The sequence below is a fragment of the Pseudomonas sp. HT11 genome (assembly GCF_044875395.1).
Taxonomy (GTDB): domain Bacteria; phylum Pseudomonadota; class Gammaproteobacteria; order Pseudomonadales; family Pseudomonadaceae; genus Aquipseudomonas.
The window spans coordinates 4,465,035-4,480,216 of the sequence record NZ_CP173217.1 but is presented as its reverse complement, the minus strand read 5'-3'; the positions used below and the strand labels follow the sequence as shown (position 1 = coordinate 4,480,216).

Here is a 15,182-nt window from a genome sequence, read left to right as displayed (position 1 = left end):
AACCCGATGTAAGGAGAGCGGCAATGGCAACAGGCACAGTGAAGTGGTTTAACGCGGAGAAGGGGTTTGGTTTCATTACTCAGGATGGGGGCGGGTCTGACGTGTTTGTTCACTTTTCGGCCATCGTCAGTGAAGGGTTCAAGACCCTTGAAGAAGGTAAAAAAGTAAAGTTCGACGTCGCTCAGGGCGCGAAAGGGCCACAGGCCGAAAAGGTCGAAGTTCTCTAGGCCGTTTATTGCTCGCCCCTGCGCAAGAGCGCAGGGGCGAGCAGTGCAGTCCAGCACGCGCTCGGCCCTTAACCGTCCGACCTCAATAAACTGCGCAATACCCGGCGCGCCTTCTCGTTGTGACCTTTCTGGACCAAAAGCGAAATCGCAGGGGCAACCCCAAATATTGTCGGAATTGCCTCGTTAGCAGCAGAGGCACACAGATCCAACTGTGGGAGCTGGCTTGCCTGCGATGACTGACTCACGGCTAGCCCTTCAGGTGACTGGCACACCGCAATCGCAGGCAAGCCAGCTCCCACACTTGAATCGGTTCGCACTCGACGTTCTTGTCAGCCAGCGACCCCGTGGGTAAAGGGATTCAAGCTGGAATGCAAAAGTTGGAAGGCTTCTTGCAATACCGCCTCCAGGACGCGCTTCAGCGTCAAAACTTTGCTTCAAGGAACACGAGGAATACCGGTGGTAGATCGCTCTCAAATGCTCAACACGGCCCGTGGCACCCTGACTGATCTGTCGCGGGGCAACCTGGGTGTGCCGTTGTTGTTGCTGGTGATGCTGGCAATGATGATGTTGCCGATGCCGCCGTTCCTGCTCGACGTGTTTTTTACCTTCAACATTGCCCTGTCCGTCGTCGTGCTGCTGGTCTGCGTGTACGCCCTGCGGCCGCTGGATTTCGCGGTATTCCCCACCATCCTGCTGATCGCGACCCTGCTGCGCCTGGCGCTGAACGTGGCGTCCACGCGGGTGGTGATGCTCCACGGCCAGGACGGCCACGCCGCCGCCGGTAAGGTGATCCAGGCGTTCGGTGAAGTGGTGATCGGCGGTAACTACGTGGTCGGTATCGTGGTGTTCGCGATCCTGATGATCATCAACTTCGTGGTGGTGACCAAGGGCGCCGGGCGGATTTCCGAGGTGAGCGCGCGCTTTACCCTCGACGCGATGCCCGGCAAACAAATGGCGATCGACGCCGACCTCAACGCCGGCCTGATCGACCAGGGCCAGGCCAAGGCCCGCCGTCTGGAAGTGGCCCAGGAAGCCGAGTTCTACGGTTCCATGGACGGTGCGAGCAAGTTCGTGCGCGGTGACGCCATCGCCGGCCTGTTGATTCTGTTCATCAACCTGATCGGCGGCATGGCGGTTGGTATCTTCCAGCACGGCATGACCTTCGGCGATGCGGGAAAGGTCTACGCCTTGCTGACCATCGGTGACGGTTTAGTGGCGCAATTGCCATCACTGTTGTTATCCACAGCCGCCGCGATCATGGTGACCCGTGCTTCGGGCTCCGAAGACATGGGCAAACAGATCAGCCGCCAGATGTTTGCCTCGCCCAAGGCGCTGGCCGTGGCCGCCGGCATCATGGCGATCATGGGCATCGTGCCGGGCATGCCGCACATCTCGTTCCTGAGCATGGCGGCCATGGCCGCCGGCGGTGCGTACCTGTTCTGGCGCAAGCAAAACCAGGTCAAGGTCCTGGCCCAGCAGGAAATCGCCCGCCAGCAGGACCTGCTGCCGTCGCCGGCCCGCGCCCAGGAAACCAAGGAGCTTGGCTGGGATGACGTGACCCCGATCGACATGATCGGCCTGGAAGTCGGCTACCGCCTGATTCCGCTGGTGGACCGCAACCAGGGCGGCCAATTGCTGGCGCGGATCAAGGGCGTGCGCAAGAAGCTGTCCCAGGACCTGGGCTTCCTGATGCCGACCGTGCACATCCGCGACAACCTCGACCTGGCCCCCAGCGCCTACCGCCTGACCCTGATGGGCGTGATCCTCGCCGAAGCCGAGATTTACCCCGACCGCGAACTGGCGATCAACCCCGGCCAGGTGTTCGGCACGCTCAACGGCATAACCGCCAAAGATCCGGCTTTTGGCCTGGAAGCGGTATGGATCGAAGTCAGCCAGCGCAGCCAGGCGCAATCGCTGGGTTACACCGTGGTAGACGCCAGTACGGTGGTCGCCACGCACCTCAATCAGATCCTGTACAAGCACTCCCACGAGCTGATCGGCCACGAGGAAGTCCAGCAATTGATGGGTTTGCTGGCCAAGGCCTCGCCAAAACTGGCCGAAGAACTGGTGCCGGGCGTGCTGTCGCTGTCGCAATTGCTCAAGGTGTTGCAGGCCTTGCTCGCCGAACAGGTGCCGGTGCGCGACATTCGCAGCATCGCCGAGGCCATCGCGAACAACGCCGCCAAGAGTCAAGATACCGCCGCGCTGGTGGCGGCGGTGCGGGTCGGATTGTCCCGTGCAATCGTGCAAAGCATTGTAGGGATTGAGTCTGAGCTGCCTGTGATCACCTTGGAGCCAAGGTTGGAACAAATATTGCTCAATAGTATTCAGAAGGCGGGACAAGGCCAGGAAGAGGGCGTTCTGCTGGAGCCAAGCATGGCGGAAAAACTGCAGCGTTCTTTGATTGAAGCCGCGCAGCGCCAGGAAATGGCGGGTCACCCGGTAATTCTGCTGGTGGCGGGCCCGGTCCGCGCGATGTTGTCGCGGTTTGGACGTCTGGCAGTGCCGAATTTGCACGTTTTGGCTTATCAGGAAATTCCTGACAACAAGCAAGTGACTATTGTCGCGACAGTAGGGCCCAACGGCTGAGGTAGTGGGTTATGCAAGTTAAGCGTTTTTTCGCCGCCGATATGCGTCAGGCCATGAAACTGGTACGTGATGAGCTGGGCGCCGATGCCGCGATTATCGGAAACCGTCGTATTGCCGGCGGTGTCGAGCTGACGGCTGCCCTGGATTACACCCCCTCGGCGCTGGCGCCGCGTGTGCCGAACATGGAGCTCGAAGACGAGCTGCGCAAGACGGCCTCGCGGATTGTCTCGGCCCAGGCTGAATTGAGCATGCGTGGCGACAGCGATGCCAGCACCAACCGCCAGTTGTTCGCCGGCCTGCCGCTGACCGCTGCCGAGCCGCTGGTTGAACCGACATTCAAAGAACCGCCACGTCCTGCAGCGCCGGCCCCGGCTGCCGCAGTCGACCAGCGCGTGTTCGACTCGATGCGCTTTGAGCTCAACGGCCTGCGTGAGCTGCTCGAAGTGCAGTTGGGCTCGCTGGCGTGGAACCAGTTGCAAGGCAGCAAACCGCAACAAGCCAACCTGTGGCGTCGCCTGCAACGCATCGGCCTGTCTGGCCCGTTGTCCCGCGACCTGCTGGCGCTGACCGCCGAAGTTGAAGAACCACGCCAGGCCTGGCGCATGTTGCTGGCGCACTTGGCACGCATGATCGTGACGCCGGAAATCGAACCCCTGGAAGAGGGCGGTGTGATTGCCATGGTCGGTCCGGCCGGCATGGGCAAGACCACCACCCTGGCCAAGCTGGCAGCGCGTTATGTGCTCAAGTACGGCGCGCAGAATATCGCGCTGGTGAGCATGGACAGCTACCGCATTGGCGCCCAGGAGCAGCTCAAGACCCTGGGCCGCATCCTCAATGTGACGGTGACCCACGTTGACCCGGGCCAGTCGCTGGCCAACGCCCTCGACCCGCTGCTGCGCAAGCGCGTGGTGCTGATCGACACCGCCGGCCTGCAAGCCAGTGACCCGGCGCTGCGCATGCAGCTCGAAAGCCTGGCCGGGCGTGGCATCAAGTCAAAAAATTACCTGGTGCTTGCAACCACCAGCCAGAAACAGGTTCTTACCGCTGCATATCACAGCTACAAGCGTTGCGGCCTGGCCGGTTGCATCCTCACCAAGCTCGATGAAACCGCGAGCCTGGGTGAAGTGCTGAGCCTGGCCATCAGTCATGAGTTACCGGTCGCCTACCTGACCGACGGGCCGCGGATCCCGGATGATCTTCATCTGCCGCGCCGTCATCAGTTGGTCAGCCGTGCTGTCAGTGTGCAAATGCAAGAAGAGCCTAGCGAGGAAGCGATGGCCGATATGTTCGCCGACCTTTACCACAACCCCGCCAAGCGGGTCGGTTAAGGCCAGGATGAACACCATGAAATGTATCTACATCGATGGTCTGCAAGCGATTCACGCGGCCAAGCCATGTAGCCTGCGTCTAAGCAAGACAAGGTAAAGAAATAAAATGGGCAGCATGCATCCCGTACAGGTGATCGCGGTGACCGGCGGCAAAGGTGGCGTCGGGAAAACTAACGTGTCAGTGAATTTGTCCCTGGCCCTGGCAGAGCTTGGCCGTCGCGTCATGCTGCTGGATGCTGACCTGGGCCTGGCGAACGTCGACGTTCTGCTGGGGCTGACACCCAAACACACCCTTGCCGATGTGATCGAGGGCCGCTGCGAGCTGCGCGATGTGCTGCTGCAAGGCCCGGGTGGCATTCGCATCGTGCCGGCTGCTTCGGGCACCCAGAGCATGGTGCACCTGAGCCCGGCGCAGCACGCCGGCCTGATCCAGGCGTTCAGCGATATCGGCGACAACCTCGACGTGCTGGTGATCGACACCGCCGCCGGCATCGGCGAGTCCGTGGTCAGCTTCGTGCGCGCCGCCCAGGAAGTGCTGCTGGTGGTCTGCGACGAACCCACCTCGATCACCGACGCCTACGCCCTGATCAAACTGCTTAACCGTGACTACGGCATGAACCGCTTCCGCGTGCTGGCCAACATGGCCCAAAGCCCGCAGGAAGGACGCAACCTGTTCGCCAAGTTGACCAAGGTCACGGATCGCTTCCTGGATGTCGCCTTACAATATGTAGGCGCAGTTCCCTATGACGAGTGTGTACGCAAGGCTGTGCAGAAGCAGCGTGCGGTCTACGAAGCGTTCCCTCGTTCGAAGTGCGCACTGGCGTTCAAGGCTATTGCCCAGAAGGTCGATACTTGGCCGTTGCCCGCCAACCCTCGGGGGCATCTGGAGTTTTTCGTCGAGCGATTGGTGCATCAGACGAGCGCGGGACCTGTGCTATGACATCCAGCGGCTACAACCTTTACAAAAAGTCGGCGCGTGACAGCCAGGGCGAATTGATCGAGCGCTATGCGCCCCTGGTCAAGCGCATTGCCTATCACTTGCTGGCACGCCTGCCGGCCAGCGTGCAGGTCGAAGACCTGATCCAGGCCGGCATGATCGGTCTGCTCGAAGTGTCGACCAAATACGACGCGAGCAAAGGCGCGAGTTTCGAGACGTATGCGGGTATCCGTATCCGTGGCGCGATGCTCGATGAAGTGCGTAAAGGGGATTGGGCGCCGCGTTCGGTACACCGCAATACGCGCATGGTCAGTGACGCAATTCGCGCAATTGAAGCAAAAACCGGTCGTGACGCTAAAGATCATGAAGTTGCGGCCGAACTCCAATTGAGTCTCGACGATTACTACGGGATTTTGAACGATACCTTGGGCAGCCGCCTGTTCAGTTTCGACGACCTGTTGCAGGACGGCGAACACGAAGGGCTGCACGAGGACGGCGCGAGTGCTCATCTCGAACCGTCACGCGACCTGGAGGACGAACGTTTCCAGGGCGCGCTGGCGGAAGCGATTGCCAATTTGCCGGAGCGTGAGCGACTGGTGTTGGCGCTGTACTACGACGAAGAGCTGAACCTCAAGGAAATCGGTGAGGTCCTGGGGGTCAGCGAATCGCGTGTCAGCCAGTTGCACAGCCAGTGCGCAGCCCGCTTGCGGGGGCGATTGGGAGAGTGGCGCGCGCGCTGACAGGCAGTGTGGGGACACTGCAGACGCTACCGCGAAGGCTTCATGCCTTCGCGGGTTCGTACCGTGGTGCCCTGGGCAGTCCTTTTTGTGTAACGCCTGTTGATTGAAATGGCGCGTCCAGGTGCTGGGCGCGTTTAAGACTGCTTGGAGGTCGAATTGGACAAGAACATGAAAATCCTCATCGTTGATGACTTCTCAACGATGCGGCGGATCATAAAAAACCTGTTGCGTGACCTTGGGTTCACCAACACGGTCGAGGCGGATGACGGCATTACGGCGATTCCGATCCTCAACAGCGGGAGCATCGACTTTCTGGTAACCGACTGGAACATGCCGGGCATGACCGGTATCGACCTGCTGCGTCACGTGCGCGCCGATGAAAAACTGCGCAGCCTGCCTGTGTTGATGGTGACCGCCGAAGCCAAGCGTGAACAGATCATCGAAGCCGCCCAAGCCGGGGTAAACGGCTACGTGGTCAAGCCATTCACTGCACTGGCCTTGAAAGAGAAGATTGAAAAAATCTTCGAACGCATCGGTCATTGATGCTGCCACGGGGGAGCTATGGAGCATAAAGAAACGTCGCAGGGAGACTTTGAGTCGACCCTGAAAAAGCATGCTCACCAGTTGGTCGAAAGCCTTGAAAAAGGCCACTTCGGCGACGCGGTGCAGTTGATCCATGAGCTTAACCAGACCCGTGACCGCGGCCTGTATCAGGAAGTGGGCAAGCTCACGCGCGAGCTGCACAGTGCGATCGTCAATTTTCAGATTGACCCGCACATGCCCCAGGCCGAAGAAATTTCGCAAATCACCGATGCCACCGAACGCCTGTCCTATGTGGTCAGGCTGACTGAGGCGGCGGCCAACCGCACCATGGACCTGGTGGAAAACGCCACGCCGCTGGTCAATGGCATGGCCACCGACGCTCAGGCGCTCAGCGTTGACTGGGGCCGCTTCATGCGTCGTGAAGTGGGGGCTGAAGAGTTTCGTGAATTGGCACGTCGGGTTGACGCTTTTCTGTCTCGCAGCGAGCAGGAAAACCGCACGGTTTCCAGCAACCTCAATGACATTCTGCTGGCCCAGGATTACCAGGACCTCACCGGTCAGGTGATCAAGCGCGTGACCCAATTGGTCACCGAAGTGGAAAGCAACCTGCTCAAACTGGTGCTCATGGCCGGCCAGGTAGACCGTTTTGCCGGCATCGAACATGACCGCGAAGCGATCCTCTCGGAAAAAGATCCAAAAAAACATCTCGCCAAGGGTGAAGGTCCGCAGATTCATGCCGATAAACGTGAAGACGTTATGTCAGGTCAGGATGACGTAGATGACCTGTTATCCAGTTTAGGCTTCTAAGGAGCACCCACATGAGCTTCGGCGCCGATGAAGAAATCCTTCAGGATTTCCTTGTAGAGGCCGGCGAAATTTTAGAGCAACTGTCCGAGCAACTGGTCGAGCTGGAAAGCCGACCGGATGATGCGAACCTGCTCAATGCAATTTTTCGCGGTTTTCACACTGTAAAAGGGGGCGCCGGCTTCCTCCAGCTCCATGAGCTGGTGGAGTGCTGTCACATCGCCGAGAACGTGTTCGACATCCTGCGCAAGGGTGAGCGGCACGTCGACTCGGAACTGATGGACGTGATTCTCGAAGCACTGGATGCGGTCAACGGCATGTTCAGCGAAGTGCGCGAACGTGCACCGATCACTGCGGCCACGCCGGAACTGCTGGCGGCCCTGGCACGCCTGGCAGAACCGGCCACGTCGGCGGCACCTGTGGCAGCGGCGCCTGAGCCGGTTGTCGAAGCTGAGCCGGATGTGACCGACAGCGAGTTCGAGCAGTTGCTCAACTCCCTCAGTGCGGTGAAGGCCGAAGCTGAAGCACCGCAAGCGCCCACTGCGCCTGCAGCGCCGACCAGCGAAGATATTACCGACGCCGAGTTCGAATCGCTGCTCGACCAGTTGCATGGCAAAGGCCAGTTCGCCGCCGACGCCGTGGCACCTGCCGCTGCGCCGCAGGCACCGGCGGCGTCTGCCAACACCGACATTACCGACGACGAATTCGAAGCGTTGCTCGACCAGTTGCATGGCAAAGGCACCTTTGCGGCCGAAGCCTTGCCGGAAGTCGCCGCCACCGCCGCCACCGCCGCCACCGCCGCCACCGCCGCCACCGCCGCCGCGCCTGCCGCCACGGCAGAACCGGCAGAACCGGCAGAACCGGCTGGCGACGGGCTGATCTCCGATCACGAATTCGAAGCCTTGCTGGATGAATTGCACGGCAAAGGCAAGTTCACCGAAGTGGCCCCGGCCGCCGCGGCGACCGCCACCCCGGTAGCGGCGAAACCCGCGCCAGCCAAAGCCGCCGCACCGGCCGCCGCCAAACCCGCTCCAGCCCCCGCAGCCGCCCCGGCGCCTGCACGGGCTGGTGCGGCGCCGGTGGCCGAGAAGCCTGCCAGTGAAGCCGAAACCACCGTACGGGTTGATACCGCACGCCTGGACGACATCATGAACATGGTCGGCGAACTGGTGCTGGTGCGTAACCGTCTGGTGCGCCTGGGCCTGAACAGCGGTGATGAAGCCATGCAAAAGGCCGTGTCGAACCTCGACGTGGTCACCGCTGACTTGCAGACCGCTGTGATGAAAACGCGGATGCAGCCGATCAAGAAAGTCTTCGGCCGCTTCCCGCGCCTGGTTCGCGACCTGGCGCGCCAGCTCAAGAAAGAAATCAACCTGGAACTGGTGGGTGAAGAGACCGACCTCGACAAAAACCTGGTCGAGGCCCTGGCCGACCCGCTGGTCCACTTGGTGCGCAACGCCGTCGACCACGGCGTCGAAACCCCGGAAGAACGCGAAGCCTCGGGCAAGTCCCGCAACGGCAAGGTGATTCTGGCGGCCGAGCAAGAAGGCGACCATATCCTGCTGTCGATCACCGATGACGGCAAAGGCATGGACCCGACGATTCTGCGCAATATCGCGGTCAAGCGTGGCGTGATGGACAAGGACGCCGCCGACCGCCTGACCGACACCGAGTGCTACAACCTGATCTTCGCCCCGGGCTTCTCGACCAAGACCGAGATTTCCGACGTGTCCGGCCGTGGCGTGGGCATGGACGTGGTGAAGACCAAGATCAGCCAGCTCAATGGCTCGATCAACATTTACTCGACCAAGGGCCAAGGCTCGAAGATCGTCATCAAGGTGCCGTTGACCCTGGCGATCATGCCGACCCTGATGGTGATGCTGGGCAACCAGGCGTTCGCCTTCCCGCTGGTCAACGTCAACGAGATCTTCCACCTCGACCTGTCGCGCACCAACGTGGTGGACGGCCAGGAAGTGGTGATCGTGCGCGACAAGGCGTTGCCCCTGTTCTACCTCAAGCGCTGGCTGGTGGCTTCGGCCAAGCATGAAGAGCAGCGCGAAGGCCATGTGGTGATCTTGTCCGTGGGCACCCAGCGCATCGGCTTTGTGGTCGATCAACTGGTTGGCCAGGAAGAAGTGGTCATCAAGCCGTTGGGCAAAATGCTGCAGGGAACCCCGGGCATGTCGGGTGCGACTATCACCGGTGACGGTCGGATCGCGCTGATTCTCGATGTTCCGAGCATGCTCAAGCGTTACGCCGCACGGCGTATTTGATTCTGGTGGGGCTTGGGCGGTAATGCCCGCCCCGCCTAACGGAGTGTTTATGGCAGTCAAGGTCCTGGTGGTGGACGATTCGGGTTTCTTCCGCCGCCGCGTCTCGGAAATTCTTTCCGCCGATCCAACGATCCAGGTGGTCGGCACGGCCACCAACGGCAAAGAAGCGATTGATCAAGCCATTGCGTTGAAGCCGGACGTGATCACCATGGACTACGAGATGCCGATGATGGATGGCATCACGGCTGTTCGGCACATCATGCAGCGCTGCCCGACTCCGGTGTTGATGTTCTCCTCGCTCACGCACGAAGGCGCCCGGGTCACCCTGGATGCGCTGGACGCGGGTGCCGTGGACTTCCTGCCGAAGAATTTCGAAGACATCTCGCGCAACCCCGAGAAGGTCAAGCAGATGCTGTGCGAGAAGGTGCACAGCATTTCGCGCAGTAACCGTCGCAGCCTGTCCAGTGCGCCGGCGCCGGCCCCGGTGGCAGCGCCTGCTGCGCCGACGTCGTCGTTTGCGCGCCCGGCACCTGCGCCCGTGGCACGCCCTGCGGCACCGCCGGTGCGCGCCGCTGCACCGAGCGCGCATTCGCCTGCGCCCAAGCGCAAAGCCTACAAGCTTGTCGCTATCGGCACCTCTACCGGCGGCCCGGTGGCCTTGCAGCGGGTATTGACCCAACTGCCGGCCAACTTCCCTGCGCCGATTGTGCTGATCCAGCACATGCCGGCTGCCTTTACCAAAGCGTTCGCCGAGCGCCTGGACAAGCTGTGCCGCATCAGCGTCAAGGAAGCCGAGGATGGCGACATCCTGCGTCCTGGCCTGGCGCTGCTGGCCCCGGGCGGCAAGCAGATGATGGTCGATGGCCGTGGCGCGATCAAAATCCTGCCGGGCGACGAGCGCCTCAACTACAAGCCGTGCGTGGACATCACCTTCGGTTCGGCGGCCAAGTCCTACGGCGACAAAGTTCTGGCGGTGGTGCTCACCGGCATGGGCGCCGACGGCCGTGAAGGCGCGCGCCTGCTCAAGCAGGGCGGCAGCGCCATTTGGGCCCAGGACGAAGCCAGCTGCGTGATCTATGGCATGCCCATGGCCATCGTCAAGGCTGACCTGGCCGACGCCGTCTACAGCCTGGACGACATCGGCAAGCATCTGGTGGAGGCCTGCCTCTGATGGATGTCTTGAGCCTGATTGGCATCACCATGGCGTTTGTCGCGATTATCGGCGGCAACTACCTTGAAGGCGGCCACCTTGGCGCCTTGGCCAACGGCCCGGCGGCACTGATCGTAATCGGCGGCACCGTGGGCGCCGCGTTGCTGCAATCGCCCCTGAGTTCGTTCAAGCGCGCCATGCAGATTCTGGTGTGGATCATTTTCCCGCCACGCGTCGACCTGCCAGGCGGCATCGACCGCGTGGTCAACTGGAGCCTCACCGCCCGCAAGGAAGGCCTGCTGGGCCTGGAAGGCGTGGCCGATGCCGAGCCCGACAGCTACGCGCGCAAAGGCCTGCAATTGCTGGTGGACGGCGCGGAACCGGAGGCGATCCGCAGCATCCTCGAGGTGGATTTCTACACCCAGGAAAGCCGCGACATCAACGCCGCCAAAGTCTTTGAAAGCATGGGCGGCTACGCGCCGACCATCGGCATCATTGGTGCGGTGATGGGCTTGATCCACGTGATGGGCAACCTGGCCGATCCGTCGCAGCTGGGCAGCGGCATTGCCGTGGCGTTTGTCGCCACCATCTACGGCGTGGCGAGTGCCAACCTGGTATTGCTGCCGGTGGCGAGCAAGCTCAAGTCGATTGCCATGCGCCAGTCGCGTTACCGCGAAATGTTGCTGGAAGGCCTCTTGTCGATTGCCGAGGGTGAAAACCCGCGCTCCATCGAATTGAAGCTTCAGGGCTTCATGGATTGATGGGCATGCTTTGTGTAGGAGGGAGTTTGTGAGCCGTCGCCGCCGCGAGCCTGAAGAGCACGTCAACCATGAACGCTGGCTGGTGTCCTACGCCGACTTCATTACCTTGCTGTTCGCGTTTTTTGTGGTGATGTACTCCATCTCGTCGATCAACGAAGGCAAGTACAAAGTCATTTCCCAGGCGCTGATCGGCGTGTTCAACGACGCCGACCGTGCCCTCAAGCCGATCCCCATTGGCGAAGAGCGGCCCAAGACCGTGACCCCGGCCAAGCCGCTGGTCAACGACAGCGACGAAACCGCCGCCGGCATCGGTGGCACCAGCGACCCGCTCAAAAGCATTGCCGATGACATCAGCGCTGCGTTTGGCGACCTGATCAAATCCAACCAGATGACTGTGCGCGGCAACGAGTTGTGGGTGGAAATCGAATTGAATTCCAGCCTGCTGTTCGCCAGCGCCGATGCGATGCCGAGCGACCAGGCGTTCACCATCATCGACAAGGTAGCGGCGATCCTCAAACCGTTTGAAAACCCGATCCACGTGGAAGGCTTTACCGACAATTTCCCGATTGCGACTGCGCAGTATCCGACCAACTGGGAACTGTCGTCGGCGCGCGCCGCAAGCATCGTGCGCATGCTTGCAATGCAGGGCGTGAACCCTGGTCGGCTGGCGTCGGTGGGCTACGGCGAATTCCAGCCGGTGGCCAATAACGCCACCGCCGAAGGCCGCGCGCGCAACCGTCGCGTGGTGCTGGTGGTGTCGCGCAACCTGGATGTACGCCGCAGCCTGACCGGCACCGGCACGGCCAATGCAACACCGGATGCGGCACTGAAGCGGGCTGGCACACAAACTGCTACGCCAACCGTTAAGCCGTCGGTTCGTCAGAGCGCCGTCAATTCTCCGTCACCGGCTCAATAACTTATGCAATGTCTCGGTCGCGCCATCGCCTGCCGGGAGGAACCAACCGAATGAGAGTCTGGGCAGTTGCCAATCAAAAGGGTGGAGTCGGCAAGACCACCACCTCCATCGCTTTAGCCGGCTTGCTGGCCGAGGCGGGCAAGCGTGTGGTCGTGGTCGACCTCGACCCGCATGGCTCGATGACCAGCTATTTCGGCTACGACCCGGATGCGCTGGAACACAGCTGCTACGACCTGTTCCTGCACAAAGGCAGCGTGCCGGCCGACTTGCCGGGGCAATTGCTGCTGCCCACCAGTAACGAAAGCATTTCCCTGCTGCCCTCCAGCACTGCGCTGGCGACCCTGGAGCGTCAGTCGCCGGGGCAGAGCGGTTTGGGCCTGGTGATCGCCAAGACCCTGGCGCAGCTGTGGCAGGACTTCGACTACGCGATCATCGACAGCCCGCCGCTGCTGGGCGTGCTGATGGTCAACGCCTTGGCGGCCAGCCAGCAGTTGGTGATCCCGGTGCAGACCGAGCACCTGGCGGTCAAAGGTCTGGAGCGCATGGTCAGCACGCTGGCGATGATTAACCGTTCGCGCAAGCAGGCGCTGCCGTTCAGCATCGTGCCGACGTTGTTCGACCGTCGTACCCAGGCGTCCCTTGGCACCTTGCGGGTATTGCGCGATGCCTACCCGGACACCATCTGGAATGGCTACATCCCGGTCGACACGCGCCTGCGTGACGCCAGCCGCGCAGGCCTGACGCCTTCGCAGTTCGATGGCAAAAGCCGTGGCGTGCTGGCGTACCGCGCGTTGCTCAAGCATTTGCTGTCGCAACAGCTTGTGGCGCAGGTGGCGTGATGAACCGTCCCGTTGAACTCAAGACCCGGCCGCAACTGGCGCTGGAATCCTACCTGGATGCCCTGCTGCAGGAGGCGACCGAAGAGCAACTGCCGGAACCGATTCTGCTGCTTGAACCGGTTGTAGAGGCCGAAAGCACGCTGGATGAGTTCCAGTTGGCAGTGCTCGAAGAACAAGCCCGCGATGCATACCTCGTGCCGGTGGTTGAGCCGATAGCGCCGATTGCGCCGACGGTCGTGGCGCCCGTGGTGGTCGAGCCGGTGGTGGAAGTCCACCTGCCGCCGAGCATCACGCCGCCGCCAGTCACCGCGGATGGTCGCCCGGCGTGGGCCGCCGAGCCGTTCGAATGCCTGTTGTTCGACGTCGCCGGGTTGACCCTGGCGGTGCCGCTGGTGTGCCTGGGCTCGATCTATTCGCTGGAAGGTCAGGAGCTGACGCCGCTGTTCGGGCAACCGGAGTGGTTTCTCGGCATCCTGCCAAGCCAGGCCGGCAACCTCAAGGTGCTGGACACCGCACGCTGGGTCATGCCCGACCGTTACCGCGATGACTTCCGCCAGGGTTTGCAGTACGTGATTTCGGTTCAGGGCTACGAGTGGGGGCTGGCGGTGCATCAAGTCAGCCGCTCGTTGCGCCTGGACCCGAATGAAATCAAATGGCGCAGCCACCGGGGCCAGCGGCCGTGGTTGGCCGGCACCGTGATTGAACACATGTGCGCGTTGCTCGACGTCGCCGAGCTGGCTGAGTTGATCGCCAGCGGCGCGGTAAAAGCGATGCCACAGAACAAACGCAGTTGATTGAACAATAAGGCCCGCATGCAAGTGCGGTCAGCGAAGTACATACGCCGTGAAAACGGTATTTGAAGGGGTCCGAGGAATGAACAAGTCAGCATCCGCACAAGGTTTGGTCGATGATCCAATCCTGCAATGGGTAACCTTCAAACTGGACAACGAGTCCTACGGCATCAACGTGATGCGCGTGCAGGAAGTGTTGCGCTACACCGAGATCGCGCCGGTACCGGGTGCGCCGAGCTACGTGCTGGGCATCATCAACCTGCGCGGCAACGTGGTGACCGTGATCGACACCCGCCAGCGTTTTGGCCTGGTGCCGACCGAGGTTAACGACAACACGCGTATCGTCATCATCGAAGCCGACAAGCAAGTGGTCGGGATCATGGTCGACAGCGTGGCCGAAGTGGTTTACCTGCGCCAATCGGAAGTGGAAACCGCGCCGAACGTGGGCAACGAAGAATCGGCCAAGTTCATCCAGGGCGTGTGCAACAAGAACGGCGAACTGCTGATTCTGGTTGAGCTGGACAAGATGATGAGCGAAGAAGAATGGCAGGACCTGGAGAACATCTGATTGTTTTTTGAAGCGGCGGTGATTGTCCTGGCCCTGTTGTGGGCCGGGACCGTGGCGTTCCTGCTGCGCTATATGCGCCAGCAACGCGAATTGGCCCAGCAACAGGCCGAGCGCGATGCCGTGCGTGACCGGCGCATTCTTGACCTGGTCAAGCGCGTGGATCACTTCCAGCAGACTGCGGTAAAGGTCGGGGACGAGGTGCATGAACTGCGCGCGATTCTCGGGCCGCTGCCGGACAAGCTGGCGCAGATCGAACAACGCGACCCTTCGAGCCTGTCGTTCGCCCAGGCGGCGAAGCTGGTGGGCATGGGCGCGACCGTGGATGAGCTGACGCAGTCGTGTGGCTTGACCCAGGCTGAAGCGCAATTGATGAGTAAGTTGCACAAAAGCTGACGTAGGTTGCTGCACCTGTCCGACGTTGCGGGCTGGCTTTCCTGTGGGAGCTGGCTTGCCTGCGATGCGGACACCTCGGTACACCAGGCGCACTCGATAGGTGCCGCCTGACATTTGCGCCTCGGCCTGTGACGGATTACAGGGTGCAGGCGAGCATTTACGCCGACTGTTCAATCCAGTTGCATGAGCTGTCTGCCGACGGCAAGCAATGGGATGGCGTAGAACCTGTGCCCAACGGCAAGGTATCGATGTGCAACGCGATGGATAACTTCCAGGCGACCAATAAATTTGCGTCCCCGATGGCTTTTTTCTCTCCGGCCAAT

General features: G+C 61.3%; 15 protein-coding genes. All 15 read left to right on the top strand.

Annotated elements, in window-relative coordinates; genetic code table 11:
* Positions 1–23 precede the first annotated feature (23 nt).
* The 15 genes from ABWL43_RS20670 to ABWL43_RS20600 all read left to right on the top strand — a co-directional run bounded on the left by ABWL43_RS20670 (position 24) and on the right by ABWL43_RS20600 (position 14,859).
* Positions 24–227 carry a cold-shock protein gene (locus tag ABWL43_RS20670; protein WP_145158863.1) on the top strand — a complete coding sequence of 68 codons (204 nt, stop codon included), beginning with the start codon at positions 24–26 and terminating at the stop codon, positions 225–227.
* A 474-nt stretch (positions 228–701) separates the two neighbouring features.
* Positions 702–2,816 carry a flagellar biosynthesis protein FlhA gene (flhA, locus tag ABWL43_RS20665; protein WP_197629768.1) on the top strand — a complete coding sequence of 705 codons (2,115 nt, stop codon included), beginning with the start codon at positions 702–704 and terminating at the stop codon, positions 2,814–2,816.
* An 11-nt stretch (positions 2,817–2,827) separates the two neighbouring features.
* Entirely contained in the window at positions 2,828–4,144 is a 1,317-nt protein-coding gene (flhF, locus tag ABWL43_RS20660; protein ID WP_106576470.1) for a flagellar biosynthesis protein FlhF, read from the top strand.
* A 106-nt stretch (positions 4,145–4,250) separates the two neighbouring features.
* Entirely contained in the window at positions 4,251–5,084 is an 834-nt protein-coding gene (gene fleN, locus ABWL43_RS20655; protein WP_003192912.1) for a flagellar synthesis regulator FleN, read from the top strand.
* Complete coding sequence (gene fliA / locus ABWL43_RS20650; protein WP_016973417.1) at positions 5,081–5,821, top strand: RNA polymerase sigma factor FliA; 741 nt, start codon at positions 5,081–5,083, stop codon at positions 5,819–5,821. The genes fleN and fliA overlap by 4 nt, the downstream gene beginning before the upstream one ends.
* Positions 5,822–5,989: 168 nt before the next feature.
* The gene (locus ABWL43_RS20645) at positions 5,990–6,364 is read left to right on the top strand and encodes a chemotaxis response regulator CheY (protein ID WP_005790040.1); all 375 of its coding nucleotides are present in this window, start codon (positions 5,990–5,992) and stop codon (positions 6,362–6,364) included.
* 18 nt (positions 6,365–6,382) lie between these two features.
* Positions 6,383–7,171: a protein phosphatase CheZ gene (locus ABWL43_RS20640; protein WP_145158861.1), complete on the top strand. Its 789-nt coding sequence runs from the start codon at positions 6,383–6,385 to the stop codon at positions 7,169–7,171.
* A gap of 11 nt (positions 7,172–7,182) precedes the next feature.
* A complete protein-coding gene (locus tag ABWL43_RS20635) occupies positions 7,183–9,441 on the top strand; it encodes a chemotaxis protein CheA (protein WP_404484024.1) in 2,259 nt (752 codons plus the stop codon).
* A gap of 49 nt (positions 9,442–9,490) precedes the next feature.
* Positions 9,491–10,612: a chemotaxis response regulator protein-glutamate methylesterase gene (locus tag ABWL43_RS20630; protein ID WP_145158858.1), complete on the top strand. Its 1,122-nt coding sequence runs from the start codon at positions 9,491–9,493 to the stop codon at positions 10,610–10,612.
* A complete protein-coding gene (locus ABWL43_RS20625) occupies positions 10,612–11,352 on the top strand; it encodes a flagellar motor protein (protein ID WP_145158855.1) in 741 nt (246 codons plus the stop codon). The genes ABWL43_RS20630 and ABWL43_RS20625 overlap by 1 nt, the downstream gene beginning before the upstream one ends.
* A gap of 28 nt (positions 11,353–11,380) precedes the next feature.
* The gene (motD, locus tag ABWL43_RS20620) at positions 11,381–12,268 is read left to right on the top strand and encodes a flagellar motor protein MotD (RefSeq protein WP_145158853.1); all 888 of its coding nucleotides are present in this window, start codon (positions 11,381–11,383) and stop codon (positions 12,266–12,268) included.
* 50 nt (positions 12,269–12,318) lie between these two features.
* Positions 12,319–13,107, top strand: a complete 789-nt coding sequence (locus ABWL43_RS20615; RefSeq protein WP_014719332.1) for a ParA family protein — start codon at positions 12,319–12,321, stop codon at positions 13,105–13,107.
* The gene (locus ABWL43_RS20610; RefSeq protein WP_404484020.1) at positions 13,107–13,901 is read left to right on the top strand and encodes a CheW domain-containing protein; all 795 of its coding nucleotides are present in this window, start codon (positions 13,107–13,109) and stop codon (positions 13,899–13,901) included. Before ABWL43_RS20615 ends, ABWL43_RS20610 begins: the two co-directional genes overlap by 1 nt.
* Positions 13,902–13,980: 79 nt before the next feature.
* Entirely contained in the window at positions 13,981–14,466 is a 486-nt protein-coding gene (locus ABWL43_RS20605) for a chemotaxis protein CheW (RefSeq protein WP_106576477.1), read from the top strand.
* Positions 14,467–14,859, top strand: a complete 393-nt coding sequence (locus ABWL43_RS20600) for a DUF2802 domain-containing protein (protein WP_145158849.1) — start codon at positions 14,467–14,469, stop codon at positions 14,857–14,859.
* The last annotated feature ends 323 nt before the right edge of the window (positions 14,860–15,182 follow it).